Annotated in this window: 29 protein-coding genes and 1 pseudogene; 19 read left to right on the top strand and 11 right to left on the bottom strand. The window is 59.2% G+C overall.

Annotated features, from left to right (window positions below):
- The first annotated feature begins 192 nt into the window (after positions 1-192).
- On the top strand, positions 193-1,755 hold the full coding sequence (gene guaA, locus RWJ89_RS14200) for a glutamine-hydrolyzing GMP synthase (RefSeq protein WP_020052549.1): 1,563 nt from the start codon (positions 193-195) through the stop codon (positions 1,753-1,755).
- A gap of 61 nt (positions 1,756-1,816) precedes the next feature.
- Here guaA and RWJ89_RS14195 read toward each other — a convergent pair.
- A pseudogene (locus tag RWJ89_RS14195) lies at positions 1,817-2,094 on the bottom strand (helix-turn-helix transcriptional regulator).
- 873 nt (positions 2,095-2,967) lie between these two features.
- Here RWJ89_RS14195 and RWJ89_RS14190 point away from each other — a divergent pair.
- The 5 genes from RWJ89_RS14190 (at position 2,968) to RWJ89_RS14170 (ending at position 6,208) form a co-directional block, all read left to right on the top strand.
- Positions 2,968-3,777, top strand: coding sequence for an alpha/beta hydrolase family esterase (locus RWJ89_RS14190; protein WP_316031059.1), 810 nt, complete (start codon positions 2,968-2,970; stop codon positions 3,775-3,777).
- Between the two features lie 132 nt (positions 3,778-3,909).
- On the top strand, positions 3,910-4,452 hold the full coding sequence (locus RWJ89_RS14185; RefSeq protein WP_316031058.1) for a hypothetical protein: 543 nt from the start codon (positions 3,910-3,912) through the stop codon (positions 4,450-4,452).
- A gap of 65 nt (positions 4,453-4,517) precedes the next feature.
- Complete coding sequence (locus RWJ89_RS14180; protein WP_316031057.1) at positions 4,518-4,973, top strand: DoxX family protein; 456 nt, start codon at positions 4,518-4,520, stop codon at positions 4,971-4,973.
- 72 nt (positions 4,974-5,045) lie between these two features.
- Positions 5,046-5,675: a hypothetical protein gene (locus tag RWJ89_RS14175; protein ID WP_316031056.1), complete on the top strand. Its 630-nt coding sequence runs from the start codon at positions 5,046-5,048 to the stop codon at positions 5,673-5,675.
- Positions 5,676-5,749: 74 nt separating this feature from the next.
- Complete coding sequence (locus tag RWJ89_RS14170) at positions 5,750-6,208, top strand: YHS domain-containing (seleno)protein (RefSeq protein ID WP_131662901.1); 459 nt, start codon at positions 5,750-5,752, stop codon at positions 6,206-6,208.
- A gap of 256 nt (positions 6,209-6,464) precedes the next feature.
- Here the strand turns inward: RWJ89_RS14170 and RWJ89_RS14165 are convergent, their stop codons facing one another.
- The 5 genes from RWJ89_RS14165 to RWJ89_RS14145 all read right to left on the bottom strand — a co-directional run bounded on the left by RWJ89_RS14165 (position 6,465) and on the right by RWJ89_RS14145 (position 12,392).
- A complete protein-coding gene (locus RWJ89_RS14165; protein ID WP_316031055.1) occupies positions 6,465-7,676 on the bottom strand; it encodes a CaiB/BaiF CoA transferase family protein in 1,212 nt (403 codons plus the stop codon).
- Positions 7,677-7,685: 9 nt separating this feature from the next.
- Positions 7,686-8,843: an OpgC family protein gene (locus tag RWJ89_RS14160; RefSeq protein WP_025398393.1), complete on the bottom strand. Its 1,158-nt coding sequence runs from the start codon at positions 8,841-8,843 to the stop codon at positions 7,686-7,688.
- Entirely contained in the window at positions 8,815-10,446 is a 1,632-nt protein-coding gene (locus RWJ89_RS14155; protein WP_316031054.1) for a thiamine pyrophosphate-binding protein, read from the bottom strand. Before RWJ89_RS14155 ends, RWJ89_RS14160 begins: the two co-directional genes overlap by 29 nt.
- 108 nt (positions 10,447-10,554) lie before the next feature.
- Positions 10,555-11,037, bottom strand: coding sequence for a hypothetical protein (locus RWJ89_RS14150; RefSeq protein WP_020052531.1), 483 nt, complete (start codon positions 11,035-11,037; stop codon positions 10,555-10,557).
- 26 nt (positions 11,038-11,063) lie between these two features.
- Positions 11,064-12,392, bottom strand: a complete 1,329-nt coding sequence (locus tag RWJ89_RS14145; protein WP_316031053.1) for a tetratricopeptide repeat protein — start codon at positions 12,390-12,392, stop codon at positions 11,064-11,066.
- A 254-nt stretch (positions 12,393-12,646) separates the two neighbouring features.
- On the opposite strand from RWJ89_RS14145, the gene RWJ89_RS14140 reads away from it, so the two are divergent.
- The 11 genes from RWJ89_RS14140 (at position 12,647) to RWJ89_RS14090 (ending at position 19,128) form a co-directional block, all read left to right on the top strand.
- A complete protein-coding gene (locus RWJ89_RS14140) occupies positions 12,647-13,366 on the top strand; it encodes an SDR family NAD(P)-dependent oxidoreductase (RefSeq protein WP_316031052.1) in 720 nt (239 codons plus the stop codon).
- Positions 13,367-13,373: 7 nt separating this feature from the next.
- A complete protein-coding gene (locus RWJ89_RS14135; RefSeq protein WP_020052528.1) occupies positions 13,374-13,589 on the top strand; it encodes a hypothetical protein in 216 nt (71 codons plus the stop codon).
- 1 nt (position 13,590) lies between these two features.
- Complete coding sequence (locus RWJ89_RS14130) at positions 13,591-13,755, top strand: hypothetical protein (protein WP_168306317.1); 165 nt, start codon at positions 13,591-13,593, stop codon at positions 13,753-13,755.
- Entirely contained in the window at positions 13,752-14,849 is a 1,098-nt protein-coding gene (locus tag RWJ89_RS14125; protein ID WP_316031051.1) for a Rieske 2Fe-2S domain-containing protein, read from the top strand. Before RWJ89_RS14130 ends, RWJ89_RS14125 begins: the two co-directional genes overlap by 4 nt.
- Positions 14,849-15,619 carry a hypothetical protein gene (locus RWJ89_RS14120; RefSeq protein WP_020052525.1) on the top strand — a complete coding sequence of 257 codons (771 nt, stop codon included), beginning with the start codon at positions 14,849-14,851 and terminating at the stop codon, positions 15,617-15,619. Before RWJ89_RS14125 ends, RWJ89_RS14120 begins: the two co-directional genes overlap by 1 nt.
- On the top strand, positions 15,616-15,825 hold the full coding sequence (locus tag RWJ89_RS14115) for a hypothetical protein (protein ID WP_131661997.1): 210 nt from the start codon (positions 15,616-15,618) through the stop codon (positions 15,823-15,825). Before RWJ89_RS14120 ends, RWJ89_RS14115 begins: the two co-directional genes overlap by 4 nt.
- 117 nt (positions 15,826-15,942) lie before the next feature.
- Positions 15,943-16,551, top strand: coding sequence for a TetR/AcrR family transcriptional regulator (locus RWJ89_RS14110; RefSeq protein WP_316031050.1), 609 nt, complete (start codon positions 15,943-15,945; stop codon positions 16,549-16,551).
- Positions 16,552-16,666: 115 nt separating this feature from the next.
- Positions 16,667-17,221 carry a sigma-70 family RNA polymerase sigma factor gene (locus RWJ89_RS14105; protein WP_025398402.1) on the top strand — a complete coding sequence of 185 codons (555 nt, stop codon included), beginning with the start codon at positions 16,667-16,669 and terminating at the stop codon, positions 17,219-17,221.
- Positions 17,218-17,853, top strand: coding sequence for an NrsF family protein (locus RWJ89_RS14100; protein WP_020052521.1), 636 nt, complete (start codon positions 17,218-17,220; stop codon positions 17,851-17,853). Before RWJ89_RS14105 ends, RWJ89_RS14100 begins: the two co-directional genes overlap by 4 nt.
- A gap of 6 nt (positions 17,854-17,859) precedes the next feature.
- Complete coding sequence (locus tag RWJ89_RS14095) at positions 17,860-18,417, top strand: chlorite dismutase family protein (RefSeq protein WP_231285027.1); 558 nt, start codon at positions 17,860-17,862, stop codon at positions 18,415-18,417.
- Between the two features lie 75 nt (positions 18,418-18,492).
- Positions 18,493-19,128 carry an NrsF family protein gene (locus tag RWJ89_RS14090; protein ID WP_316031049.1) on the top strand — a complete coding sequence of 212 codons (636 nt, stop codon included), beginning with the start codon at positions 18,493-18,495 and terminating at the stop codon, positions 19,126-19,128.
- Between the two features lie 551 nt (positions 19,129-19,679).
- Here the strand turns inward: RWJ89_RS14090 and RWJ89_RS14085 are convergent.
- Positions 19,680-20,141, bottom strand: coding sequence for a GFA family protein (locus RWJ89_RS14085; RefSeq protein WP_316031048.1), 462 nt, complete (start codon positions 20,139-20,141; stop codon positions 19,680-19,682).
- Between the two features lie 41 nt (positions 20,142-20,182).
- The gene (locus RWJ89_RS14080; protein ID WP_316031047.1) at positions 20,183-21,610 is read right to left on the bottom strand and encodes a coniferyl aldehyde dehydrogenase; all 1,428 of its coding nucleotides are present in this window, start codon (positions 21,608-21,610) and stop codon (positions 20,183-20,185) included.
- 97 nt (positions 21,611-21,707) lie between these two features.
- On the opposite strand from RWJ89_RS14080, the gene RWJ89_RS14075 reads away from it, so the two are divergent.
- Positions 21,708-22,319 (top strand): TetR/AcrR family transcriptional regulator, encoded by a 612-nt coding sequence (locus RWJ89_RS14075; RefSeq protein ID WP_222011055.1) that lies wholly within the window; start codon positions 21,708-21,710, stop codon positions 22,317-22,319.
- A gap of 154 nt (positions 22,320-22,473) precedes the next feature.
- Here the strand turns inward: RWJ89_RS14075 and RWJ89_RS14070 are convergent, their stop codons facing one another.
- Entirely contained in the window at positions 22,474-22,863 is a 390-nt protein-coding gene (locus RWJ89_RS14070) for a nuclear transport factor 2 family protein (RefSeq protein ID WP_316031046.1), read from the bottom strand.
- A gap of 154 nt (positions 22,864-23,017) precedes the next feature.
- Between RWJ89_RS14070 and RWJ89_RS14065 the strand changes: the two genes are divergently transcribed.
- On the top strand, positions 23,018-23,902 hold the full coding sequence (locus tag RWJ89_RS14065; RefSeq protein ID WP_316031045.1) for a helix-turn-helix domain-containing protein: 885 nt from the start codon (positions 23,018-23,020) through the stop codon (positions 23,900-23,902).
- A gap of 72 nt (positions 23,903-23,974) precedes the next feature.
- Here RWJ89_RS14065 and RWJ89_RS14060 read toward each other — a convergent pair whose 3' ends face one another.
- Positions 23,975-24,574 (bottom strand): NADPH-dependent F420 reductase, encoded by a 600-nt coding sequence (locus RWJ89_RS14060; RefSeq protein ID WP_221959034.1) that lies wholly within the window; start codon positions 24,572-24,574, stop codon positions 23,975-23,977.
- A 117-nt stretch (positions 24,575-24,691) separates the two neighbouring features.
- The gene (locus tag RWJ89_RS14055) at positions 24,692-25,426 is read right to left on the bottom strand and encodes an SDR family NAD(P)-dependent oxidoreductase (protein ID WP_316031044.1); all 735 of its coding nucleotides are present in this window, start codon (positions 25,424-25,426) and stop codon (positions 24,692-24,694) included.
- Positions 25,427-25,613 lie beyond the last annotated feature (187 nt).

The following is a 25,613-nucleotide window of genomic DNA, read 5'->3' as shown; positions in this document are numbered from 1 at the left end:
TCCGCGCAATTCTGGTTCAAGTAAACCGCAAACCCATCCTACTTGTGAATTTTTTGCTTTTGGAAGCGTCCGATAACCGTTTTTGAATGGCAGGTGACAGGTTGGTGGGGTCGGGACAATTGGAACAATAAAAACCCGATGCCTTCGATTTCCCGGATTGCCAGGCGAAGCGCTTTTCATTAAAGCCTCGCCATGACCCAGACAGCACATCCCGACTCCGTTCTCATCGTCGATTTCGGCAGCCAGGTGACCCAGCTCATCGCACGACGCGTGCGCGAGGCCGGCGTCTATTGCGAGATCGTCCCCTTCCAATCGGCCGAAGAAGGCTTCCACCGCCTGCAGCCGAAGGCCGTGATCCTGTCCGGCAGCCCGGCTTCCACGGTGGACGAGGGATCGCCGCGAGCGCCTCAGATCATCTTCGACAGCGGCCTGCCGGTGTTCGGCATCTGCTACGGCCAGCAGACGATGTGCATGCAGCTCGGCGGCAAGGTCGAGAGCGGCCATCATCGCGAATTCGGCCGCGCCTTCCTCGATGTCGACAGGGACTGCCAGCTGTTCGAGGGCCTCTGGTCCTCCGGCTCGCGCCATCAGGTTTGGATGAGCCATGGCGACCGCGTCACCGCGCTGCCGGATGGTTTCGAGGTGGTCGCCACCTCCTCCAACGCGCCCTATGCCTTCATCGCTGACGAGAAGCGCAAATATTACGGCGTGCAGTTCCACCCGGAAGTCGTGCATACGCCTGACGGCGCCAAGCTGATCGGCAATTTCATTCACAACATTGCCGGCATCAAGGGCGACTGGTCGATGTCGGCCTATCGCCAGAAGGCGGTCGAGCAGATCCGTGCGCAGGTGGGCGACAAACGCGTCATCTGCGCGCTTTCGGGCGGCGTCGACAGCTCCGTCGCAGCCCTCCTGATCCACGAAGCCGTCGGCGACCAGCTGACCTGCATCCTCGTCGACCACGGGTTGATGCGCAAGGACGAGGCGGCCGGCGTCGTCGCCATGTTCCGCGAGCACTACAATCTGCATCTGCTGCACGTCGATGCCGCCGATCGTTTCATCGGCGAACTCGAGGGCGTCAGCGACCCGGAAACCAAGCGCAAGATCATCGGCAGGCTGTTCATCGAGACCTTCGAGGAAGAGGCAAAGAAGCTCGGCGGCGCCGACTTCCTCGGCCAGGGCACGCTCTATCCCGACGTGATCGAAAGCGTTTCCTTCACCGGCGGCCCGTCGGTGACGATCAAATCGCACCATAATGTCGGCGGTCTGCCGGAGCGCATGAAGATGCAGCTCGTGGAACCCTTGCGCGAGCTCTTCAAGGACGAAGTGCGCGCGCTTGGCCGCGAGCTCGGCCTGCCCGACAGCTTCATCGGCCGCCACCCCTTCCCCGGCCCGGGCCTTGCCATCCGCTGCCCCGGCGGCATCACCCGCGAAAAGCTGGAGATCCTGCGCGAGGCCGATGCGATCTATCTCGATGAAATCCGCAAGGCCGGCCTCTACGACGCCATCTGGCAGGCCTTCGCCGTGCTGCTGCCCGTCCAGACCGTCGGCGTCATGGGCGACGGGCGCACCTATGAATTCGTCTGCGCACTACGCGCCGTCACCTCCGTCGACGGCATGACGGCCGATTTCTACCACTACGACATGGAATTCCTCGGCCGCGCCGCCACCCGCATCATCAACGAGGTGCGCGGCATCAACCGCGTGGTCTACGATGTTACGTCGAAACCGCCCGGTACGATCGAGTGGGAATAATCGGACATCATTGACGCGTGGGTGGCGGGACGTAAACACACACCCGGGCTCTTGCCGCCGGCTATGCCTCTGATGGAGCTTGATCCCGCCCTTTGACTGGCCGCGTTTTACGCTTTGAAACGTCCGGCTGCTGAGCGCGTCGGCGCGGCGCGCCAGCAGCCAGGCCTCAACTTCAGCTAAGTCCCAGACGATGCATCTAGGCGATAGTGCAAAACGGCGCGGAAATTCACCACGCTGCTCCATTTCGTAGATGGTGCTGTCAGCGAGTGGGATCATCTCGCGCAGCTGATGGCGCCGTATAGTCCGGCGTAGTGCATCGTCGGCATTTGCCTTGGCCATGCTTTGCCTCCTGCTGCTCGGGGGGCCCGAGATAGAAAGCAATAGGTCGAGGAAGATGGAAGGCCCCACAGCGCTGCGTGCGGGAATATCGCATCATAGCGTGCAAATCGGACGGGCGGTCTCAAGGGGCAGGCGTCGTCTAGGACATCCAACCACGGCACGCCCGAGAGAAGATCGCCATACCGATCGGTAAAGATCTTTGAAGATTAGCCTTGCCTAATCTTTACTGACCGGTAATTGAGCGGATGCGGTCCACATAGCCAAGCTGCTTTCAACCAACGCCTCAAGCTCACGTTGGTTTGCGCCGGCCCCTCCCTGCATGAGGATGCCGTGCATCAGGGATTGGAGGACGTCGCCAAGGCAGAAGCGCAGGTTGCACCAGATTTTCGATATGGTTGTCAGAGCAGCGCATGCGTCGATAGGAACGAGCGAACGCGACGATACCGCATGGCCGCGGCGTCGCCGTTCAGCCCATCGACCAAAATTCCGCCCGAACGTCCTCATTATTTTTACGGTCCGATGTAACAATCAGAGACCCGAGTGCGAAATATCTGCTGTGACTCGGTCTTCCTACCTCCTTCCCGATCACCGGGGGGCCGGAACCTTTTTGGGCCGTGCGCAGATTCACCGCAACTTGAAGGAATAACTTATGGGCACCAATCTCGCTGCGCTCGCCCACAGGACAGGTCGAAGCGTCCTTACTCCCCTATGCAAAAAGGAGCGTATTTCCCTTCCGGCAACGTCCAAAAAAAATTCCCAGACGTGACCCCGTCTGCTGCGCTCGCACGCTATTGCAATATGCCTTGCGCAAACTGCTCACCACCCACCAGGACTCTGGCAGACTTCTCATTATAAACACCGGTGATACCCTTCATGCGCACATGCCCACTCGCTCCTCTCCTCCTCATCGCCGTCATGCCTCTTACTGTTTCTTCCGCAATGCTCTGCGGAGTGCAGACTGCTTGTACGGTCAAGGACGGAAACTATCGGATCGAGTTGCCGCAAGATGGCGACATTCGCGGCGTCTTTGTCTATTTCCATGGTTTCAAAAGTTCCGCCAGGTTGCAGATGCAGCAACGCTCCCTGGTCGAGATGACGCTCGCGCATCATCTGGCCTATGTAGCCGTCGATGGCATCGACGGGAGTTGGTCTTTTGCCCACGGTCCCAACCAGGGTCGCGATGAAAAGGCGTTCATCACGAATGTCTTTGATGACCTGCGGCAACGTTACGGTTTTACCCCGGACCGGACGGTGATCGGTGGTTTTTCCATCGGCGCATCGATGGCTTGGTACACCGCCTGCCAGCAGGGGGAGAAAACCGCGGCGATGGTGACTTTCTCCGGCGTGTTCTGGAATCCTCTTCCAAAACCGGAGGACTGCGTTGCCGATCTTCCTCCAATGGCACATTTTCATGGGACCGCGGATCAGACATTTCCGCTCGCCGGTCGGGCGATTGGCACCGAATTCCATCAGGGCGATGCTCTCAAGAGCTTGGCCATTCTGCGTGAGCGCGCCAAATGCGACATGAAGGCTGCGAAGAAAGTCACGCTGGATAGCATCGAGTGCGACGATGTACCGGACTGCATTCGGGGCGACAGTATCATGTGCATCCACAACGGTGGCCACGAGGCCCGGTCCGATATGCTCGACGCTGGCCTGACAGCGATGGGTTTTCCCAAGTGAGCCGGGCTGCAAATAAAGAAGATCCTTTGTAACAACCGCCTGCATTCCCACGAATTAGCAGGCAGCAAGGTCGCAAAACCTGGTCCGACGCGATGCTGACGGATCGTTCGAGGATTACAAAGGAACACCCTCATGCTGCAGTCAATCACATGTCCAAATATCGGCCATGATATCGTTCATCACTTCGGAGAGGGCGCGGCCGTCTGGGGGCAGACAATTACTCCGAGCATTGCTCATCTGGTTCAGGCGCAGCGGGAGTTGGCGATCGATTATTCCCGGATACGCCCCGGGATTGTGTTCGAGACCGTATCGAGTGTTGCGATGCTTCCCCATGTCATCGATGGATCCACGTTTCGCGCGCACGTCGAAAGCACGGCGTTTCGCCGAACCGTTGTTCGACGCGAAGCGGCGGTGGAAGCCTTCATCCGCTGCGATGCAGGCGCCGAATGCACTCTCAAGCTTTGGGGACGCGTCGCATCGCAGCGGTCAGATCACTTGCTAGCTACCGACGATAAAGATGCCGCCACCGTACCTGTGATTTTCACCGTGGCCTTCTGGGAGATCTCGCGCGCACCTGACGCCCGCATGGAGCAAATGATCAGGGAAGCTTCCGAGAAAGATCGCAAAATCCGGGAGCTGGAAGGGAAGGCGGCGCTCTCAATGTGTTCGCAATGAACCCGATGTTCAGACAGATGCGTACGCAGTCGTAGAATTGATTGTTCCATATGAGGGAGTTTACCATGCAGAATTCAGACAGGCCGACGATAAAGAATGAGGCGGAATCAACCTGGATCCCCCGGGCAGAGCAGTCCGCACCGCGCTGGCGTCAAATCGGACTGTGGAGCGTCAAGCTTCTCCTTGCTGCGACCTTCATCGCCGCCGGCAGCGCCAACCTCTACGGCCTGCCGATGTTGGTTCAGAACTTCGAGCAGATCGGGCTCGGGCAGTGGTTTCGGTATTTCACCGGAACACTCGAGCTGATCGGCGCGGCCGCGCTACTCGTCCCGGCTGTGGCCTCGCTCGGTGCGCTTCTTCTCGCCGCGATCATGGTCGGCGCCACCTTGACCCATCTCTTCGTGCTGCCGGGCTCGCCCGTCCCCGCGATCGTGCTCTTCGCGCTGAGCGTGATGGTAGCCTGGGCGCATCGCGACCAGAACGCGGCGCTGGCCAGCAAGATCCTCGTCGACCGCGACTGAGGACACGAAGGTCGTCAACGCTCTCCCCTTCACGTTCTCAGGCTCATGTCATGTCACGGCTTGGACGTGCAGATGCTCGCCTTGGAGGATGAAGGTTTTGACGCGACTTTCTCGCTGATTGGCGCCAGCATCTTTCCTGACTGGCGGCGAGGGCTTGCGGAACAAGTTCGCGTGACCCGCACGGGCGGCAAAGCATGCGTCGCGACGTGGCGCAAGCTGCCTGGCGGTGGCCCCTTCCTTGTTATGGCGGAAGCGCTTCGTGCCGTTTATCCGAATATGGCGCCGCCGGCGCCGCCCGAAGGGTTCACAACGTTTGCGGACCCGGACCGACTGGGCGCGGAACTCAAGGGAGCAGGCCTCTCTGCGCCCGAGATCGAAGAGATCGAGGTCGTCTGGGAAATGCCTGCTGGCCAGTCCTACTTTGACGACGTTCGGGAATTGCACGGCTACATGGGTGCTTATGCCACGCTCGATGACAATGAACGTCGCCGGGTGGAGTGGCGCGATCTTAACGGTGGTCGACCGGATTGCAACGGACAACCGGCTTGTGCTGAGCTCGACTACGGTTCTGGCCGTGGGAACGAGACAGTGATCACTCATTCGAATTTGTCGCAAAGGTTGCGCAGACTGTTTCAAACCCTGGCGCGTAAGGCCTGCGCTTCGTTCTGCAATCGGTTTATCCCTCTCCACACAAAAGTGTGAACAACCTGAATGTAACGTCTACGCATCCCATGACGAAGAAGGCAGATCGCTTTCGTTCAACAAAGGATAAGACCATGACGATCTCATTACGCCCCATTCTGCCGCTTGCAACGGCTCTCACACTTTCCTTCGCCTCTGTCGGCTATTCCGCGGAGATTTTTACGACGAATGGTGTGGCCATCAACGGCTATGATCCCGTCGCCTATTTCACCGACCACAAGCCTGTGAAAGGGTCGGACAAATACGCGGCAACTTACCAAGGGGCGACGTTCCACTTTGCATCCGCCGCACATCGCGATGCGTTCACCGCCAACCCCCGGCATTTTGCTCCGCAGTATGGCGGCTATTGCGCCTTTGGAACGGCGCAGGGCCACAAGGCGTCAACCGAACCCCAGGCCTTTACCGTGGTCAATAAGAAGCTCTACCTCAATTACAATGACAGCGTCCTCAAGACGTGGAGGCAGGACGTCAGCGGGTATATCAAAAAGGCCAACGCAAACTGGGGTAAGGTCAGAGTACAACCTGATCCGTAAGTCCCGATGCCGACATGAATCACCTATTCGACCCATTGCGGATAGGTACCTTTTCAGGTTGATGACGACGACGCCGGCCGCCCAGAGCGAAGGTGACGCCAGGCTCAGCGAGATCGCGAATACAGTGCGTCACAAGCGAGATTACAATCAAACGCTCGCCCTCAACTTTGTCGGCACGTCGCCCTTGTCATCGGCAAGACGACCCATTCCAGCGTCCTTGGCAAAAACCATTTGCGCGACGCGATCAAGCGACAGTTTAAGTCCGGCGAGCAGCTTCGAGCATCGTGAGTTCGCGAAGGATGGCGTCCTTATCCTGATCGACATGCGGCGGCGCCCGATCGAAACGAACCGGGGTTGCGGACATTTTGAGCGGGTTGCCGAGCAGGTGGACGGTTTGTCCGTCCGCTGTTTCCATGGGCATGATCATTTCACGCGCCAAGGTATGCGGATTGGTCATGACCTGATCGATCGTGGCGACCCGGCCCGCAGGGATTTCGGCATGGACAAGGCGCTGCTCCCAGTTTTCGGCGGTGTCGGCTCGTAGAGCCTCGGTCACAAGCCGGTCCAGTGCATCGACATTGACAACGCGATCACGGTTGCGGCGAAACCGCTCGTCGCCCGCCAGATCGGGACAGCCGATCGCCGTACAGAAGCGGGCGAACTGCTGATCGTTTCCGACTGCGATGGCGATTTCACCGGCAGCCGTTGCAAAGGTCTGGTAGGGGGCAATGTTGGGATGCCGGTTGCCGATCCGATTTGGCACCTTTCCCGAAACCAGATGGTTCGTCGCGGCATTGATAAGCCAGGCAACTTGCGTGTCATAAAGCGCCAGATCGATATACTGGCCTTCGCCCGTGCGGTCGCGATGGCGGAGAGCGGCGAGGATGCCGACGGTCGCATACATGCCGCACATGACATCGGCGATGCCGAGGCCGACCTTGAGGGGCCGGCCACCGGCCGTATCGCTTTCGCCGGTGATGCTCATGATGCCGCCCATCGCCTGGACGAGAAAATCATAGCCGGTTCGCTCGGCATAGGGTCCGGTTTGACCAAAGCCGGAAATCGCACACCAGACGATATTCGGTTTGATCTTGCGAATATCCTCATAGCCCAGTCCGCGCCGGTCGAGATCGCCCGGCTTGTAGTTTTCGATCACCACGTCCGAGATAGCCACCAGCCGCTCGACAAGCGCAACACCTTCATCGCTGGCGAGATCGATGGCTATCGATCGCTTGTTGCGGTTGGCGGACAGGAAATAGGCGCTGAGATCACTGTCGCCGCCATCGGCATCCGGCACGAAGGGCGGTCCCCAGCTGCGCGTGTCGTCGCCAGTATCAGGCCGCTCGACCTTGATGACATCGGCCCCGAGATCGGCGAGCAGCTGCGTGCAGGTCGGTCCGGCGAGAATCCGCGACAGATCGAGGATGCGCAGACCGTCCAGGCTGGCGGGTTTTTGATGGTCAGACATTAGGGATTCTCACGATTTCCAGGGGGAACTCTTGAACCAGCGTACGAGATAGGCGGTTCCTACGAGAACGCCGAAGCCAATCAGGTTTCCAACTGCCTCTGCAGAAGTGGTGCGACCGGCATGATCAAGCGCAATACCGATCGGCTGAGCAATCACGATACCGGTGATGAAGACGGCGAGCGATTGCTGGCCTACCACCGTCAGAACGCGCACGGCAGGGCCGCGCAGCCGGAAACCCTTCTTGCCGACGAGATGTACGGCGATGTAGCAGAGCGCCATGAAATGAACGAAGCGCAACAGGCCGAAGTCGGTCTTGTCGGTGAGGGGAAAAAGCGTGGTAGCGGCCATTTGGAAGGCTGGATGCGCATCGTGGAACCGTACCCAGGCAAACGGCACAGTCAGGATCACGACGGCAATCGCGAGCGCCATCAACCTGCGATCGAAGCCGGGCGCTGGAAGGCTGCCGCGCATCAGGAAGAAACCCGTGAAAAACAGCAACTGCCATCCGAAGGGGTTAAAGAACCACGGACGATCCGACCAGGGCTCGGCGGGCAGCCCCGTAAAGCCGAACTGCGTCGCCAGCCACAACGCTGTCATGAGCGCAAACGGCAGGAATCGCTGGATTTTCGACGCGAAGATCATCACCGGCATCAGCGCCAGGATGACGATGTACATCGGCAGGATATCGAAATAATTCGGCACGTAAGTCAGCGTCAGCAAACCGACGAGGAGGTTGCCGGGGTCCTCCATGAAAGGCACGAGGTTCAGGCTGTCGACATAGGTGACGCCGTCATAACGGGTTCCGGCAACAACCATGATGGCGGCGACGACAATGAAGACAACAATGTGGGCCCAGAAGATTTGCCAGATCCGCTGTGCAACGCGGGCGATGAGGGCAAGTGCGCCGCTGCGGTCGAAGGTCGAGCCGAAGGCGATGGCCGAGGCCATTCCCGATTGGAAGACGAACATTTCCGTGGCGTCGGAAAAACCGAAGCGCGCCGGAATCCACAGCGCCCATCCGTTGTTTGGGATATGGGCCAAAAGAATGATCAGCATGCCGACACCACGGAAAAAGTCGAGCCGCGGATCACGGGCGCGCTTGACCTTCTGAGGGGCTGAACCTGCCGCCTGGTTGGCCTCAGAAGGCGCCGTCGTAGGCGCTTGCATCGAATTTGCAGGCGATGAGGGTGAAGCCTTCGCGCTCGCGGGCTGCCTCAAGCTCGTTACGGAAGTCATCACAATTCTCCACATTGAAACCATAACCGCCGAAACCTCGCGCGACGGCGGCAAAGTCAGTTTCGCCGAGCGTGACGCCGGCCGGTTTCAGACCGGCGGATGCCTGCTTCAGAGCAATCAACGCCAGGCTGCGATCCTGAAAAAGCACGATGGTGATAGGCAGATTAAGATCGCGTAGCGTAGCCAGTTCGCCGATTCCCATCTCAAGACCGCCGTCGCCCATCACGGCGAAAACCGGACGTGATGGATCGGCGACCTTGGCGCCGATCGCAAGCGGCAAGGCCGCGTTCATGGTGCAAAAGCCCGCCGATTGCAGCAATGACATGGCCCGTGGCGCAACCCATTTCTGCGACAGGAGAATGCGATGCGCTCCGCTGTCGACGGTGACGATTGCTTCCTGACCGGCGACGGCATTGAGGGCCTCGATTATTGCGTGCGGTCCCCAACTGCCATTGCTTGCGAATAAACGGGCAAGTTCGTTTTTCGCGGCGGCGGGTTGGCCAGCCGTCCAGGTCTTGGGCCCCGCGTGAGTATCGGCCAGCGCCTGTAGAAAAAAGCGAGGTGCAGCCTGGATTCTGGTTCCGGCATGATGCATGCCGTGGTCCGGGGCAGTATCGGAAATCTCCACCAGCTTTGCTGGATCTCCGACGAAATCCAGCCAGCCGAGCCGCATTTCGATTGGGTCATACCCAATTGACAGGACCAGATCAGAATCCCGGACCAGGTTCAGAAGAATTTGATCCGCCAGCGGCGACAATCCGGCAGCGCCAACCGACAGAGGGTGGTTCTCGGGGATGATGCCCTTGGCCTTATAGGTTGTGATAACCGGTGCGCCAATTTTTTCGACCAGGTGCTGAAGTGCCGGACCGGCATGATCTCGCACGGCGTCAAGACCAGCGATAAAAAGCGGTCGTTGCGCCCGGCCAATCCTCTCGGCAAGTGTATGAACGGCCGGATCCGTCATTGTTACCGAGGGTTTCAGAAGCTTCGGAGGCGAAATGACATTCAAGGTTGGCGAGACCGCGGCAGCCGTCGCCGGAGACAGGTCGAGATGGACGGGACCCATCGGCTCCGTCATGGCAAGCGCGAGTGCACGAGCGACCGCGGAGGCAGCGCTCTCAGGCTCGATTTCGAAAGAAGCCTTGACCAGCGGTCGCAGCAACTGCGCATGGTCGATCACCTGATGGGTGTAACGCGCGCGGGTCGGACGGTCGACAATGCCGGATATGACGATCAAGGGGACGCGCTCCTGGGCAGCATCGGCGATGCCGTTGACCGCATTGGCAAGGCCCGGGCCCACGGTCGTCACGAGAAGTTCCGGGTTTTGCGTCATCGCGCTCGCGCCTGCCGCCATGATCGCTGCCGCGGTTTCGTGGCGTGCAAGGTGAAAGGCGATGCCTGAGGCCTCCAGGCCGTCTATCAGCGTGACCACTTCTCCGCCCGGCATGCCGAAAGCATGACGGACGCCATGGGCATGAAGCGTCCTGGCGACGATGTCGGCAACTCTCGGCGTTACGAAGCTTTCGGTGGTCACGATCAATCTCTCGAATCTGGTGAAGTGGGCTGTGCTCAGCGTTCACTGGAAAAACCTTGCACAGTTAGGAAACCTGCCCGATGGGGCAGGCCTAGTCTCACAACGGGTCTAGCGTTCCAGGCGGCGGACGACGAACGCGACAACCGTACCAAACAGCATGTGGCCGATCAGAGATGCCCAGGTGAGGGTGACAAAACCGAGAAATGCCGGTTGGCCGCCAAACAGGTGTGCCATGACGTAAAGGGCGAAGATCCAAAGACCGATGCCGAAGCCGATACCCGTCAATAGTAATGGCAGCTTGGGGATGATCAGCCGCTGCAACGGCCGGGCGATGAACAGGTAGCCGATCGGATAAAAAACGATGCCCACGATCGCGTGGATCGCTTCGGCCAGCAACAAATTGTTGAACCCGAACACCGATTGAACGAGAGCAGCGGGCTCCAGCGGTCCGCCAACCCACAGTGGCGTGATCAGCCGTGCCCAGATCTCCCAGGTAATATTGGCGGCAAGGCCGGAAAGAATAATCGTCCGGCCGAGGCTCGGTTGAATTTCAGGGAAGACGCTTGTCTTTTGCATTTCCATCATGGACATCGTGTTTTCCTTTCTTTGAGGTGAGATCAGGCGGATAAACTCATGCCAACCGAATGTTCGATGGATTTGAATAATCGGTCGTCGGCCTTCAGCCGCTGGCGAATCTGGCCGATACGCGAAACACCGACATTATTGCCGTCGGTCGCCATCGCCCTGGCGAGCGCGAGGACGAAAAAGTCGCGCTGTGCGTTGCTGCCGCCGATCTTCGGCAGGTTCGCCACCATGCGTTCGAGCATGTAGCGGTCCGCCGGAGCATGGAGACCCGTGAGAACGCGCGCCATCGGTACACCGATCTCGGCGGCGACGCGGCCCTGGTCATCCATACGAAGCGCCTTGGCTTCTATATGCGATACAAGCTCCACAGCCCCATCGCGGTCGCCAACGGCAACCATGGCGGCAAGATTATGCAGAGCTGCAAAAATCAAGGTCGTGTCCGCCTTTCGACGATGGGCTATTTCTGCCAGATCGGTCCAGCGATCACCGACATGAGCTCCCGATTGCTCCATCCGCCACAGGAGCGAGACAGCATTCGCCATGTCTCGGAAATCGTCGGTTTGCTGTGGGCGAACGTCGTCGTCGTAGATCTGCAGCACCCGATCATGATCGCCGCGTTCCAGGTGTAGCAGACCGAGATGCCAGGCCATATGGAAGGAGAAATTGTTGCAGCGCGACCAGGCCTTGCGGTTCGCCTCGAGCCAGTCAATGCCTTCTTCCGTATCGCCACGCATCTCGAAGACATGCGAGACGGCGTGAAGGCCCCAGGAATCATCGGGCTGCAGAGTAACCGCAAGCTGTCCCGCGGCAAGCGCCTCGGCATACCGACCATGCTCTTCAAGCGAAAACGCGTGGCAACCAAGAATAAAGCCCTTCGCCGTCGTGCTGGTGTCAAGGCGGGCGACTGCACGCGTGCTGGCCCGTAGCATGCCGCGGGCATCTCCAAGCATGAAACGCAGAGCCTGCGAAATCTTAAAGGGCAGGAACGTCACCGACCGATCCTCGAAACCATCGTCGAGAATATCCGTCGCACGCGAAAACGAGCCTTCGACGGCGGCCTCCAGTGCTTTCACAAGGGTGCGCTCGTCACCGGTTCCTCCGTCTCTGACCACCAGCGCTGCTTGCGCATCAACAAGTGCCTTGGCAGCCGGTTCGTCGAGCTCCGACCGCGCCAATATCAGATTTGCAAAGCCCTTCAGCGCATGGCCGGCAACATGATGCGGGTCGGCTGCCAAGGTTGACTGGATGGCCACACCAGTACTTGGCCGATGCGCTGCCAGACCAAAGACGGCATTCTCGAATGCCCGTTGTGCCTCGTTGCTGTCAGTGCTGGTCATGAGACCGTAAGCATCGCGCTTCATTCGTTTGCTCCTTCAGGAGGACGCCGATCGGAACCTTCGAGATCCCATTTACCCTTCGTCCGACAGAGACCTTTACGGTCGCGTCAGGTGGTTCGTTACAGCCGGTCCCGAATTTTTTCGCAGCCACAGCAAAATTTCCTGGCGTCGCATAGCGGGCGGGAATTTTTTAAGAACGTGTGTAACAAAACCATGTGCTGCCGCGAATTACGGGCGAGCCTTTGCAGGCGGCCTCAACTCGAAAGGGCGGGACCATCATGAGTGAAGCAACAGGAACAAGCACCGTTGTCATGGTTACGGGTGCTGCAGGAAACCTTGGAAGCGCCGTCGTCAGGGAGCTTGCGGCGAACGGTGCGCGGCTCGTCTGCGTTGAGCACAATTCGGAAGCCTTGGAAAAATTGGCAGATAGCCTGCCCGACAGCAGCGAAATCCTGCTGATCGGCGGCATGGATCTCGCCGATTTGACCTCATGCCAGGAAGCGGTCCAAAAAACGCTCGCGAGATTTGGCCGGCTCGATGCGCTCGCCAATACCGTCGGCGGCTTCCAGACAGGACCGGTCGACGAGACGGGCGTGCACCAGTGGGACCAGTTGTTTCAGATGAACGCCAGAACGGCTTATGCAATTAGTGCGGCGGTCCTGAAACCGATGCAGCAGGCAGGCTACGGCCGCATCGTCCATGTCGCGGCAGCGCCGGGACTAAAGGCCGGCGCCAATCAAGCCGCCTACGCCGCATCGAAAGGGGCGGTGATCCGGCTTACGGAAGCGATCGCCGCGGAAAACCGCGACAAGCGCATTACCGCCAACTGTATTTTGCCGGGCACGATCGACACGCCGCAAAACCGGTCGGCGATGCCGAATGCGAAGACGAACAGCTGGGTTCAGCCGACGGATATCGCCAAGCTTATCGGGTTCCTGATTTCGCCTGCAGCAGGCATCGTCACCGGTGCGGCCATACCGGCGACCGGCCGCATCTGAGGGTCCCATGGTTTCGATCTCCGATCCCGTCTCCGCAGGATTGATGCTTTGGGCCGGCATCGGTCTTGCCGTCGCCGTCGCCTTTCTGCTGTTCGGATTCGACAAGGTCGATCCGGGAGCACGTGACGCCTATGCGGTCCGGCCGCTCCTTATCCCCGGGCTCGTTCTTCTCTGGCCGCTGGTCGTCTGGCGGTGGACCAGACTTTCCAGGGGAGAGTCCTAGCATGCAGCGCCGTCACCGTCGCGCTCACACAGTGATCTGGACAGGCCTTGCGGTCGTTATCCCGATCATGCTTGTCGTCATCTTCGCGAGCGTCCCGAAACTGCCGGCCGATGCGCCGGCTGTGCGCCTTGATGCCACTGCAGCACAGGGGGATAAGCAACCGTGAGCGTGTCCTACAAGCCGGTCATCTGGAACAAGACCAAGATCATCTATGACGCGGTCATGCTGGCCGGGATCTTCATCTACATCCTCATTTTCCTGCGGCTGGGCCCAGTCATGTCCTCTGCGCTGCGGGATACCGACCTGCCGATCCAGCGGATGCGCGCCTTCGGGTCTCTGGCCCTGCTGATGCTGACCATCGTCCTCGCAATCGGGCCACTGGCGCGGATCGATGCCCGTTTCGTTCCGCTCCTCTACAATCGCCGCCATTTTGGCGTGATGACCGCGATCATCGCAGCCACGCACGCCTACTATGTGCTCGGATGGTATTTCTCCTTTAGTCCAACACCACAGCTCACGGCGCTCTTCACCAGCAATACCAGCTTCACGAGCATCGCCGGCTTTCCTTTCGAACTCTTCGGCGTCTTCGCGCTCGTCATTCTGGCGGTCCTTGCGGTAACGAGCCACGATTTCTGGCTTTCCTTCCTGACGCCGCCGGTGTGGAAGGCGATCCACATGAGCGTCTACTTCGCCTACGCTGCGGTCATCCTGCATGTGGCGCTCGGCGCTCTGATCGATCGCCGGGATCTTGCTTTGGCATTTTTGTCGCTCGGCGGATTGGCGACACTGTGCGTCCTGCACCTTGTCACAGGTCGGCGGGAGACATCGGCTGACGCGGCCGCGGCGCGAAAGGCCACCGAGGCGCCCTGGGTGATCGTCGGCGATGTCAGCGAGATTGCCGAAGGCAGGGCGATCATCGGGGTGGCACCGGGCGGCGAGCGCATCGCCGTCTTCCGTTCAAAGGGTGGTCTTTCAGCCGTATCCAATATCTGCTCGCACCAGAACGGCCCCATCGGCGAAGGCAAGGTCGTCATCGGCTTTATCACCTGCCCCTGGCATGGCTATCAGTATGGCCCCGAGGACGGTTGTTCGCCACCGCCGTTCCGGGAGCGGATCCGCAAATATCGCCTTCGCCTGGAGGGATCGAGCATTCTGGTTGATCCGGAACCTTTGCCTCTTGGTACAAAGCTGGAGCCGTTGGCCATCCCCGCGGAGTTGCTTCCCGCGGCTGCCGCGCCGAAGAATGGAGGAACAGTTTGATGCTGAGGCCCGTCGAACGCGGATTTTTTGTCGGTTACTTCAAGAAAGTCCCAGCCGATGTCAGGGTGCTGATGATCGGGTTCATCGTGTTCTTCATTGCCGCTATGGCGACGACTTCGGCGTTGCTGTCCCTGAATACCGAAAGTCCAGGCGCGGGCAGCTATGCCGACGAGCTCTCCGGCGAGCATTTGATCGGCACCATGGAGGTAAAGCCCTATCCGATTCTTCGTGTTCCCTCCGACGGCAAAAAGCCCGCGCGCGCTGTCATGCTGGCGGGCTCGGGCAAGTTCGGGGTGGACGACAGGGCGCTGACACTTGCGGGCAAAACCACACAGGCCGGTGGCATCTTCGTTAAGCGTGGAGACCTGGTCATGCTGCTGATCGGCGGCGAAGACGACCTGAAAGCAGCCGATCCGCAAATGCCGGCCCTGCCGGTCACGTCCGTGCCGGACAATCTCGGTCGGTGGCGTTTGACGGGCGAGATCTGTGATGGAAAATGCAGTGCTGGCGCCATGAAGCCGGGGACGGGCCTCGCGCACAAGGCCTGCGCCAATCTGTGTATTTCTGGAGGTGTTCCACCCGTCTTCGTTTCCACTGCACCCGTGGACGGCCACATCTTCTTTCTTCTCGCTTCCAAGGACGGAGGACCGATGCCGGCGGCCTTGCTCGACAAGACCGGTTTACCGGTGGTGCTTGAAGGCAATATCGAACGCCGCGACGATCTGCTGATTTTCAAGATCGACAGTTTCCGCGAGGTGGCGGGAGCATGACCCAGAATGGGGGAGGCTTCTGGCGCCATCTGTTCGGTCTATTGCTGGCGCTGATTGCTACGATCGTGATCGTCCTCGCATGGCAATATGGTCTGGACTATCTGAGCGGCACCCCGTTCGAAGAACTGCGCTACGTGATCTTCGGGGTTGCCGTTATCGGACTGCTCTCCGCCCTTAACAGCCTGACGCTGAGATTGATGAAGTAGAAAGCTGTCAAAGGTTGAACCACACAGGGTTGAATTTTAGATCGTATGTTCTAAAATAAATTGGCAATAAACCTTGGGCAGTCGCCCGTTCGATCCATGTTCTGGGAGACAGGATGCATGGCCAGACCCAGAGAATTTGATGAAGAAAAAGTATTGCTGCTGGCTGTAGAACGGTTTTGGGAACACGGCTACGAGGCAACGTCAATCCGCGATCTGGCCCAGGCAATCGGGCTGACCACCGCAAGCATCTACAATACCTTTGGCGACAAGCACGCATTTTATCGCAAAGCGCTCGATTTTTACGTCGAACGAAGCTTCGGCGACCGTGTCGGCCGGTTTGAGACGAAGCCGCCGCGTGAGGCGATCGGCGCATTCTTCAACGAGATCATTGAGCGGTCGTTGAGCGATACAAAGCGAAAAGGCTGCATGTTGGTCAATTCCGCGCTCGAGGTAGCACCACATGATGATGAGTTTCAGCGGGTGGTTGCACAAGTCCTGGTGCAGGTTGAGGCTTTCTTCAAGCGCTGCGTCGAAAGAGGCCAGAAAGACGGATCGATCAATCGTTGGCAAAAAGCATCGGACATGGCCGGCACGCTCCTCGGCACACTGCTTGGTATTCGTGTGCTAGCGCGCACGCGTCCAGAAAGAGACCTTCTGGAAGGTCTTATCCGGCCCATTTTTGCACTGCTGGAACCCCAATCACAGTCAGACAATCTTATCTCATGATCGATGACATGAACGTTCAAACGCTTGCACGTTTCGGCCCGATATCCCACACGCAAAAAAATGCGGCTGGTCTCTGTAACAATTGCACGAGAACCGCCGAAGAGGGATATGTCGGATGAAAGATCTGGCGCGTGAAAAGGAATGGGCATCCTGGCTGCGTTCCGCGATTGCGGGCGACAGCCATGCCTATCACAAATTCCTGACGGCCCTCACACCACATTTACGGGTGATGGCGCGGAAGCGTTGTGACCAGTTCGGTGCGCCGGCCAGCGAGGCTGAGGACGTGGTTCAGGAAGTGCTGCTTACTATCCATCTCAAGCGGGGGACATGGGATCCGTCACGGCCTTTGGGGCCATGGCTATCGGCAATCGTTCGCAACAAGGTGGTCGATAGCCTGCGGCGCCGTGGCAGTCAGTCAGTACCACTCGAGGACGTCGTTGCTACACTTAAAGCAGACGAACGCATCGCAGCCTCCGATCGCATCGATATCGAACAGATTCTAGGCAAGCTCAAGGATCCGCAACGAACGATCGTTCAATCGATATCGATTGAAGGGTCGAGTGTTCGGGAAACCGCCGATCGGCTGGAAATGACAGAGGTGGCGGTACGTGTTTCCCTGCATAGGGCATTGAAGGGGTTGGCTGCTCTCTATTCGGGGCGGGTGACATGAAAACTGATGAGTTGATCGAACTGCTCGTGCAGGATACCCCGGTTCGACTGAATCTTGATCATGCCCTGATGCATGCTGCCACTGCCGCTACATTGATCGCCGCCATTTTGTTCTTCGCGGTCATCGGCTTGCGTGCGGACTTCGTCACGGCCATCGAGACCGGCCGCTTCCTGTTCAAATTCGTGATCACGGGATCTCTCAGCTTGACCGGTGGGATGGTCATGTTCCGGATTGGAAGACCGGGCGTCCCGGTTCGGTTGACGGCATTGGGCTTAACGGTTCCAGCTCTGTTGATGAGTGCAGCGGCGATCTTTGAACTGTTGGTCATGCCGTCGGAGACATGGGTGACGCGCATGATCGGGCGCAATTCCAGCCTCTGCCTGACGATTATCCCTTTCTTATCGGTGGGTCCTCTTGCCTGTTTTCTCTACGCGCTTCGATCCGCTGCCCCCACCCGACCCGCGGTCGCCGGAGCTGTTGCCGGGCTCGTAGCGGCAGGGATTGCGGCGACATTCTACGCAGCCAATTGCGATGACGACAGCCCGCTCTTTGTAATGCTGTGGTATCCCATTGCCATTTCGATAGTTGCCGGAACCGGTGCTTTGCTTGGCCACAGACTGTTGCGCTGGTAGGTCACGATGGTGAAACCGACATACTTCGTGGCTGGTGAGAGTGGCCAATGGCAGGTCGAGGCAACGCGCGCCATTATTGGCAAGGGTCTGGATGTTGCGCCTCGTCTTAGTGTCATGGACACCGATCAGGTCATATTACCCGATTCGGCGGCCTGGGTTCTGCGCGGAACGGCCGGCAGCGCGCGATACACGACCCGTGTCGAACTCGATCAGCTTGGAGAACGCCAACCACCGTTGGGCCGCGCAACGGCCTGCCTTGCGGTCTTGATCCCGATCCGCAAGTCGGATCTTTGGTGGTCTCTTGCGCAGGACGAACGCCGGGCTATCATTCAGGAGAGGTCGGCGCATTTTCAGATTGGGATGGACTATTTGCCTGCTGTCGCTCGACGGCTCTATCACAGCCGTGATCTTGGCGAGCCTTTCGATTTTCTCACCTGGTTCGAATTCGCGGAGGAAAGTGCCCCTCAATTTGAGGCCATGCTCTTTCGATTGCGTGCGACCGAAGAATGGCGTTATGTCGAACGTGAGGTCGAGATCCGCTTGCGGATATGGCAAGATGAATAATGTTGTCAGACAGCCAATCTTTGCACAACGAAACGGGACGGTTCTCATCGGACCAGCCGCAAACGGAGTACTTGAGTGAACACGGAAGACCTGATCAATCTGATATCAGAGGACACACGGCGGCCCGTCAACCTCTCGAGGGCGCTTGCTCTGGCGACAGCTGCTGGCGCATTGGTAGCGGGATTGGTGTTCTTTTCGGTCCTGGGTGTTCGACCTGATTTTGCTCAAGCCATCCTGACTGCGCGCTTCGCATTCAAGTTCATTGCCACCTCGGCGCTGTTTTTTGTGGCGGCATCGCTGATGGAGAGCCTTATTCGTCCAGGAGAGAGCGCAACGGCCCGGCGCTGGTTACTGCTGCTGGCACCAGCGCTGTTGATCGCCGCCGCCACCATCGAGATGATCGTCACCCCGGCCGATCTTTGGGGAACCAGACTGTTGGGCCACAATGCGTTGCATTGCCTGACGGTTATCCCGATCCTCTCATTAGCGCCGGCCGTGTTCCTCTTTCTGGTGATGCGCCATGGTGCGCCGGATCACCCCGGTCAGGCTGGGGCAATCGCGGCATTGGCTTCCGCCGGTATTGCCGCTACGCTTTACGCCTCCAATTGCCCCGACGACAGTCCGTTGTTCGTCGCAACCTGGTATCCAATCGCCATACTCATTGTGGCCGTTGCGGGCTATTTTGCAGGCCGACGCTTTCTAAGGTGGTAGCTGCGACGAAGCAGTTGCAGTGCCAGGCCCTATCCGTCCGGCGAAAGTCGATGGCGTTCATTATGAACAATCGTCTGGAAGGGGGCGCTGATTGCAAGCCGACAGCTTTGGCTATTCCTGTTCGTAAAGCTGTTCGCGAGAAACCGTCACCATCCTTTGACGGTACTTTGTTGGCGGGCTAGATTCGACCTTCGCCGCCTACGGCACGCCGCGAAATGGTCGATTTCGTCAATAAAAACAGATGCTTGGTGTAGAAAAAATAATAGAGTGGAAGTAGGGGAATAGCGCAGCCTGGCGTAGGAAATCGTATTCTGTCATTGACAATACAACGATTTTCGAACTGTGCCGCGCACTATCCGATGCATCATAAACTGAACCGCTGATGTGCTTAAGCAACTGATTTGGTTAGAGTCGTCCGACGGCGATCGCGGGCGGCGAAAGTGTGGCGGATCTGTCTGACGGTACCTTTTTGCAATCACGGCCTTTGAGATCCAATGTGAAAGCTGCCCTTCACGTGGCTCTTCCGCGCGAACGGTCCTTTGGCTGGAGCCCTACAAACCACCCATGATCAGTCTCCCGACCGCGAACTCGCTCGCGAAATAACCGCTGTACTTGGGCAAACTGTCTGCCATGTCCATCACACGACGGTGATAGAAGATGTCCATCCGTACCGGCGGCAGCCGGGTTTCCGGGCCGAAGTTGCTGGTCGGAATGAACATCACCTTGAGTGGCCCCGCCCCCATCACCTCTACGACGGGATTGCCGCAAGTGCGGCAGAGCCCGCGATCGAAGTTCGGCGGTGAACGATACTTCTTGAACGAGATATTATCGGCACCTTTCAGTGTCACATCCTTGGCGCGAACAGCGACAACATCGGCGAACAGTTTGCCGTTGAATGCCTGGCAGATCAGGCAGTGGCACCGGAACCTGGCTTTCGGCGAGGTATGCACCTCGAACGAGCAAGCGCCGCATTCGCATGCGCCGCGTAGCCGCGACGACGTGTCCGTGGTCATGTGCTGATACTCCTGAGCTTGATTTGATGACGGCATGCTGATCACCGGAGCATCATTTTGAGGATGATATCGATCGGCTGTCTGAACGGGGCATGGAGCAGGTTGGAGAGGTTCCAATGGCCCTGCTCATAGATCCCCTTGGCATGGCTGAGGGTGCGGAAGCCTTCGATGCCATGGTATGCGCCCATGCCGCTGGCCCCGACGCCGCCGAAGGGCAAGTCATCCTGAGCGATGTGCATGATCGTGCCGTTCACGGTGACGTTGCCTGAGATTGTTCGGCTCAGCACCATGCGTCGGTCTTCATCATCGGCACCGAAGTAGTAGAGCGCGAGCGGCCGTGGCCGGGCGTTCACGTAGGCGATCGCTTCTTCAACGTCGCTGTAGGGAAAAATCGGTAGGACCGGGCCGAAGATTTCCTCGTGAGCGATGCGCATGTCGTCTGTGACGCCAAGCACCACGGTTGGCGCCAGCGTGTTGGGGCGACGGGATGCATCGCCGGGCCGGTTGCCGACCTCGATGATCCGCGCTCCTTTGGAGCGAGCATCGTCGATAAGGCTCCGGAGCCGGGAATAGTGCCGCTCGTTGATGATCGAGGTGAAGTGTTCACTCGTCGGACCGTCAGCATAAAGCGACGCCGCTTTCCGGTCATACGCCTTGACGAATGCGTCAACGTCGCTTTCGTGGACCAGTGCGTAGTCCGGGGCAATGCAGGTTTGTCCGGCGCTGAGCAGCTTCCCGTAGGCAATTGACGCCGCCGCCTGGTCGAGGGTGTGGCCCTTGGCGACGATGACCGGTGATTTGCCCCCGAGTTCGAGGGTAACCGGAACGAGGTTCTCGCTTGCGGCCTTCATCACCGATCGCCCTACTGCGGTGCTCCCGGTGAAGACGAGATGGTCAAACGGGAGGGCAGTGAATGCCGCCCCCACGACCGCATCGCCGGTGACGACCGCGAACTGATCTTCGGAGAAGATCTCGCCGAACATTTTTGCGAGCAGCGCATTGGTGACGGGCGTGAACTCCGAGGGTTTCAGCATCACCCGGTTTCCGGCGGCGATGGCGGTCGCGACCGGCATCAGCGCGAGGTTCACCGGATAGTTCCACGGCGACATCACGCCGACGACGCCAAGCGGCTGATATTCAATGCGGGCCTTGCCCATCCGCATGTGCAGAGCAACGTGGCGGCGGGTCGGCGTCATGAATTTGCGAAGGTTGCGGATCAGATACTTTGTACCCTCGGCGACCCCTCCAACCTCCATGATCGCCGTCTCGTACCTCGATCGATGCCCGAAATCGGCATTGATGGCATCTTCGATCGCTTTGCGGTGCCCGATGAGCGCGGCCCTCAACTTGGCCAGATCAGCGCGTCGCTGCGCCAACGAAGGCGCTCCCTCGCGCAGGAAGGCAGCGCGCTGGCCTGCGAGGAGACTGCCCAGCCGATTAGCCTCGGTGATATTTGCGGTTGCGTTCATGGTCCGCTCCAATGTAGACAAGAGAAACTTACGCCCTTGACATAAGCGCTTAAGTAGTCACTGTCAACAATGTAATCACAAGAAACTTTGAGGTATCATGCCGGACACATCCAGCCGCCCTTACCATCATGGTGATCTCCGTCGTGCGCTTATCGAGACGGCGTTGGATATGCTTGCCGAGGAAAAGGGCTGGCAGTTCACGCTGCGGGAAGTCGCGCGCCGGGCTGGCGTCAGCCACGGGGCACCCTACAAGCACTTTCCAGACAAAGGCGCGCTGCTCGCGGAACTCGCAATGATTGGCTTCGACCGCCTGCGGAAGTCCCTTTCGGCTGCGAAGCCCAAGGCGCCCAATTCTCTGCGCGACGAAATCACTCCGATAGCTCGTGCCTACGTCGCGTTCGGAACGGACAACCCGGCTCTCTACCGCCTGATGTTCAGCGCAGGGGAGGAGAAAGCCGCAGGGGTGCATCTCAACGAGCGGGCGCTCGCGGTCTTCGATGTGGCGCTCGAAATCCTCCAGCGCGGCCAGGCCGCGGGGAGCATACGCAAGCGGCCGATAGAAGGTCAGGCGGCAGCCTGGTGGGGGCTCATCCACGGCATGACCATGCTTGCGATCGATGGGCTCCTAGTGCCCGAGAAAGTCGGATCGGCCCCCTTGGATGCGGCTTTGAGCACGCTGGTGGAAGGGCTGGCGAGCCCGGCAACATGACACGACCTGCGCATGGTTGACCTCTTCTTCGTGAAGGTGAGCCGGCGTCGCAAGTAGTCCTTCGGCAGATCGTGATACGCGTTGGTGACGATACTTTCGAAGTGCGTCGCGTTGAGCAGGGTCGCTTTCGTTCCGCTGCTCCAGATGCGGTGACTTATTTACCCCAGAACCGGTCCTCTTCTTCCGGATCGGAGGAGAACAGCCAGACTTCGACGATCTTGCCATCCTGCACGCGCAGCAGATCGATACCGGGCTGGTCGACCTTGGCGCCTTCACGCTGACCGGCGAACTCGATCTCGATGTCAACCAGGTCGCCGTTGGCGAGATAGCGATGGGCATGGGTGATGGCGAAACTACCACCAGACTTTGCCATCATGGCGCCCATCATGGCACCAAATTCGGCAATGCCGTTCTTGGTGCCCGAGAACTGGTTATTGCCCGGCTGATGCCAAATGACCTGGGGCGAAAGCAGTTCGCCAAGCGTGGCCTGATCGCCGGTCTGGACGGCTTTGATATAAGCTTTTCCGATGTCGATAGTGGTCATTTCGGTCTCTCATTTGCAGATGTTGGAACCTGCTGCGAAGTGCCCTTCGCAGTTCATAAGAGTGATAATAATGGGTAGCATCCCATTCTGTCGTTCATAATCGCCGAAATATGATACTTATCGGACATGTCCGACCGGAACTGGCGCAACGCGAATGACAAAGAGCCGAGCGAAGCTGGATCAACTCAATTACCGTCCGAGTGGGCGCGATCTGGATGTTGAGATATTTCATTTTTCGGACTTGCGGCGCCGCGTGACCTCCGAGCAAATCCTGGCGCTGTACCATAATTCCTTCCACACGCTGATCTGCGTGACCGAGGGTGCGGTGACCCAGATCGTGGACTTCCAGCCGATCAATTGCGCGGCCGGATCCCTCCTCGTGTTGAGGCCCGGACAGGTTCACAGTTTCGGCAGTGATAAAGGCTGGGACGGGTGGATGGTCCTGTTCCGCGCAGAATTCCTCCCCTCGGAGACGCAAACGACTGCCGATCTGCTGCCTGTCCTGGGTCTGGATCGGCTACCCGATCACCTATCCCTATTCACTGCCGATTTCGGCGCTGTGAATGAGGCGATCGCCAGGATGCAGCAGGACGCAGGGAGCCCCGCCCCGCCCAAGGATGTACACGCGCTCTTGCGATACGAACTTTGTGCGCTGCTTCTGCGCCTTGCCATCCTGCAGGATAAGCACATGGGCATTGACGTCGCACAAAGCCCGGGGGTGCAGCGTTATGCCAGGTTTCGCAGGCTACTCGAACAAAACTATGCTGGCTGGCATCAGGTATCCGCCTATGCGGCAGCTCTAGGCTGTACCGAGAAAAGCCTGACGCGAGCGGCGTTGGAGGCGACCGGGCAAAGCGCCAAAAACGCCATCACGGCTCGTATCGCCTTGGAAGCCAAACGGCTCCTGGTCCATACCGACAGGCCCATCTACCTCATCGCAGAGGGCCTCGGTTTCGCGGAGGCAACCAATTTCGCTAAGTTTTTCAGCCGCGAAACCGGTTTCACCCCGATTAAGTTTCGCAAGCAATACAAGAACTGAACGCCTTAGGGATAGCACCTCAACCGCCACGGATAGCTTGGGGACGGCGTCGATCACACGGTTGTAGATCGATTACTGCTCCTTCTTGTACAAATCCTGGAAGATGAGCCGGCCCCAAGTGCGGCCGCGTGCGTGCACCAGCGCGCCACCCTCGTTGAGCTTTCCCAGCTTGACGGGTGCGAACCCGAGTTGTTTGGCCAAGGCCGCCACGGGAGTGATCGCGTCCTCGTCGTCGCTCGACAGAAAGACGACCCGGTGGCCGCCCTCAACGGCCGGATCGGCAGCCAGGGTGGCCGCAATCAGGTGATTGAACCCTTTCACGAGCTTGGCGCCGGAGAACGATTTCGCTACGAAGGCGGAGGACGGGAGGCCGTCCAGCTCTTCAGGGACGGGAAATGCGTTCATCGCATCGATGACTGTCTTGCCTTCCCAGCTCGGCAGAGCCTTCGCAACATCGCGATGCTCTCCGAACGGGACCGCCAGGATGATCGTGTCGGCCTCGAGTGCATCCCGCAGCGACTTGGCGACGACCGTGGGTCCAATAGCCCGAGCCTGCGGCGCCAACGCCTCGGGCGGCCGGCGGCTCGCGACGGCCACCTCGATGTTTTTACGCGCGAAGGCGTGGGCGAGGGCCTGGCCTATCTTGCCGAATCCTACAATTGCGTAGCTCATAATGCTTCTCCGATATTGTGTTGATATTGATTTCCCGGCCCTGGACGGCGCTGGGTTATCTGCCGAGCCCCACAGAGCTCCGAATAAGTGAACGGGCGCCTGGCCGGGTGCAGGGCGTCAGAGTTGGGCTAGGCCGCCGTCGACGGCTACCTCGCTGGCGGTCATGAAGCTGCTGTCCGGCGAGGCGAGGAAGGCCGCCGCCGCCCCGATCTCTGCCGGATCGCCCATGCGCTGAAACGCCGTCATTGAGCCGTAGGCCTTCAGGCCGTCCTCGCCGAGCGCTTCGGTCGCGAGTTCGGTCGCGATGGCCCCAGGCGACAGGACGTTTACCCGGATGCCGGTGCCCTTGAGATCCTCTGCCCAGGTTCGCGCGAGGTTGCGCACTGCCGCCTTGCTCGCGCTGTAGGCGGTGAATGCCGGGGCGCCCGTGGTACCGGCGCTCGATCCGGTCAGAATAATCGAGCCACCTTCGCCCATCAGCGGTAGCGCCTTCTGGACCGTGAAGATCGTACCCTTCACATTGACGTCGAAGGTTTCGTCGATGTGCTCGGCGGTGATCTCGCCGAGCTTAAGCTGGCTTCCTACCCCAGCATTGGCGAAGACGATGTCGAGGGTTCCGCGCTCGGTCTTCACCGCCGCGTAAAGTCGGTCGAGATCGGCCTCATCGGAAACCGAGCCCTGCACCGCGCGGGCATTGGATCCGACCTCGGCGACGGCGGCGGCGAGCGCATCCTGCCGGCGGCCGAAGATGAAGACGAAAGCGCCCTCCTCGATGAAGCGCTTTGCAGCGGCGAGGCCGATGCCGGTGGCGCCACCGGTGATCACGGCCGTCTTTCCATTCAGTCTGTTCATGTCATGCATCCTTTGATTGTCCAGGGACTCCTCCCGAGGCCCTCAAAATAGGTCCGCCGGAGTCAGGCGTTGAGTGCGGAAGCGCGCACATCGGTGGTGCAAAATCGATCCGGCTGGACGACTGACGCCAGCCGCGACGAGCGGTGCCCGCGTTCGGAATTGGGCCGTGCTCGTCGACATAAGCTAT

The sequence above is a fragment of the Rhizobium sp. 10PS4 genome (genome assembly GCF_032464805.1).
In the GTDB taxonomy this organism is placed as follows: Bacteria; Pseudomonadota; Alphaproteobacteria; order Rhizobiales; family Rhizobiaceae; genus Rhizobium; species Rhizobium laguerreae.
Note: the sequence above shows the minus strand (reverse complement) of the source record. Positions and strands in the feature narration are given on the sequence as shown.

Excerpts from the sequence above, each read along its gene's own strand:
- guaA (WP_020052549.1), top strand. The coding sequence starts at position 193 with ATGACCCAGACAGCACATCCCGACTCCGTTCTCATCGTCGATTTCGGC.
- RWJ89_RS14190 (WP_316031059.1), top strand. The coding sequence starts at position 2,968 with ATGCGCACATGCCCACTCGCTCCTCTCCTCCTCATCGCCGTCATGCCT.
- RWJ89_RS14185 (WP_316031058.1), top strand. The coding sequence starts at position 3,910 with ATGCTGCAGTCAATCACATGTCCAAATATCGGCCATGATATCGTTCAT.
- RWJ89_RS14180 (WP_316031057.1), top strand. The coding sequence starts at position 4,518 with ATGCAGAATTCAGACAGGCCGACGATAAAGAATGAGGCGGAATCAACC.
- RWJ89_RS14175 (WP_316031056.1), top strand. The coding sequence starts at position 5,046 with ATGCTCGCCTTGGAGGATGAAGGTTTTGACGCGACTTTCTCGCTGATT.
- RWJ89_RS14170 (WP_131662901.1), top strand. The coding sequence starts at position 5,750 with ATGACGATCTCATTACGCCCCATTCTGCCGCTTGCAACGGCTCTCACA.
- RWJ89_RS14165 (WP_316031055.1), bottom strand. The coding sequence starts at position 7,676 with ATGTCTGACCATCAAAAACCCGCCAGCCTGGACGGTCTGCGCATCCTC.
- RWJ89_RS14160 (WP_025398393.1), bottom strand. The coding sequence starts at position 8,843 with ATGCAAGCGCCTACGACGGCGCCTTCTGAGGCCAACCAGGCGGCAGGT.
- RWJ89_RS14150 (WP_020052531.1), bottom strand. The coding sequence starts at position 11,037 with ATGTCCATGATGGAAATGCAAAAGACAAGCGTCTTCCCTGAAATTCAA.
- RWJ89_RS14145 (WP_316031053.1), bottom strand. The coding sequence starts at position 12,392 with ATGAAGCGCGATGCTTACGGTCTCATGACCAGCACTGACAGCAACGAG.
- RWJ89_RS14140 (WP_316031052.1), top strand. The coding sequence starts at position 12,647 with ATGAGTGAAGCAACAGGAACAAGCACCGTTGTCATGGTTACGGGTGCT.
- RWJ89_RS14135 (WP_020052528.1), top strand. The coding sequence starts at position 13,374 with ATGGTTTCGATCTCCGATCCCGTCTCCGCAGGATTGATGCTTTGGGCC.
- RWJ89_RS14130 (WP_168306317.1), top strand. The coding sequence starts at position 13,591 with ATGCAGCGCCGTCACCGTCGCGCTCACACAGTGATCTGGACAGGCCTT.
- RWJ89_RS14120 (WP_020052525.1), top strand. The coding sequence starts at position 14,849 with ATGCTGAGGCCCGTCGAACGCGGATTTTTTGTCGGTTACTTCAAGAAA.
- RWJ89_RS14115 (WP_131661997.1), top strand. The coding sequence starts at position 15,616 with ATGACCCAGAATGGGGGAGGCTTCTGGCGCCATCTGTTCGGTCTATTG.
- RWJ89_RS14110 (WP_316031050.1), top strand. The coding sequence starts at position 15,943 with ATGGCCAGACCCAGAGAATTTGATGAAGAAAAAGTATTGCTGCTGGCT.
- RWJ89_RS14105 (WP_025398402.1), top strand. The coding sequence starts at position 16,667 with ATGAAAGATCTGGCGCGTGAAAAGGAATGGGCATCCTGGCTGCGTTCC.
- RWJ89_RS14100 (WP_020052521.1), top strand. The coding sequence starts at position 17,218 with ATGAAAACTGATGAGTTGATCGAACTGCTCGTGCAGGATACCCCGGTT.
- RWJ89_RS14095 (WP_231285027.1), top strand. The coding sequence starts at position 17,860 with ATGGTGAAACCGACATACTTCGTGGCTGGTGAGAGTGGCCAATGGCAG.
- RWJ89_RS14085 (WP_316031048.1), bottom strand. The coding sequence starts at position 20,141 with ATGACCACGGACACGTCGTCGCGGCTACGCGGCGCATGCGAATGCGGC.
- RWJ89_RS14080 (WP_316031047.1), bottom strand. The coding sequence starts at position 21,610 with ATGAACGCAACCGCAAATATCACCGAGGCTAATCGGCTGGGCAGTCTC.
- RWJ89_RS14075 (WP_222011055.1), top strand. The coding sequence starts at position 21,708 with ATGCCGGACACATCCAGCCGCCCTTACCATCATGGTGATCTCCGTCGT.
- RWJ89_RS14070 (WP_316031046.1), bottom strand. The coding sequence starts at position 22,863 with ATGACCACTATCGACATCGGAAAAGCTTATATCAAAGCCGTCCAGACC.
- RWJ89_RS14065 (WP_316031045.1), top strand. The coding sequence starts at position 23,018 with ATGACAAAGAGCCGAGCGAAGCTGGATCAACTCAATTACCGTCCGAGT.
- RWJ89_RS14060 (WP_221959034.1), bottom strand. The coding sequence starts at position 24,574 with ATGAGCTACGCAATTGTAGGATTCGGCAAGATAGGCCAGGCCCTCGCC.
- RWJ89_RS14055 (WP_316031044.1), bottom strand. The coding sequence starts at position 25,426 with ATGAACAGACTGAATGGAAAGACGGCCGTGATCACCGGTGGCGCCACC.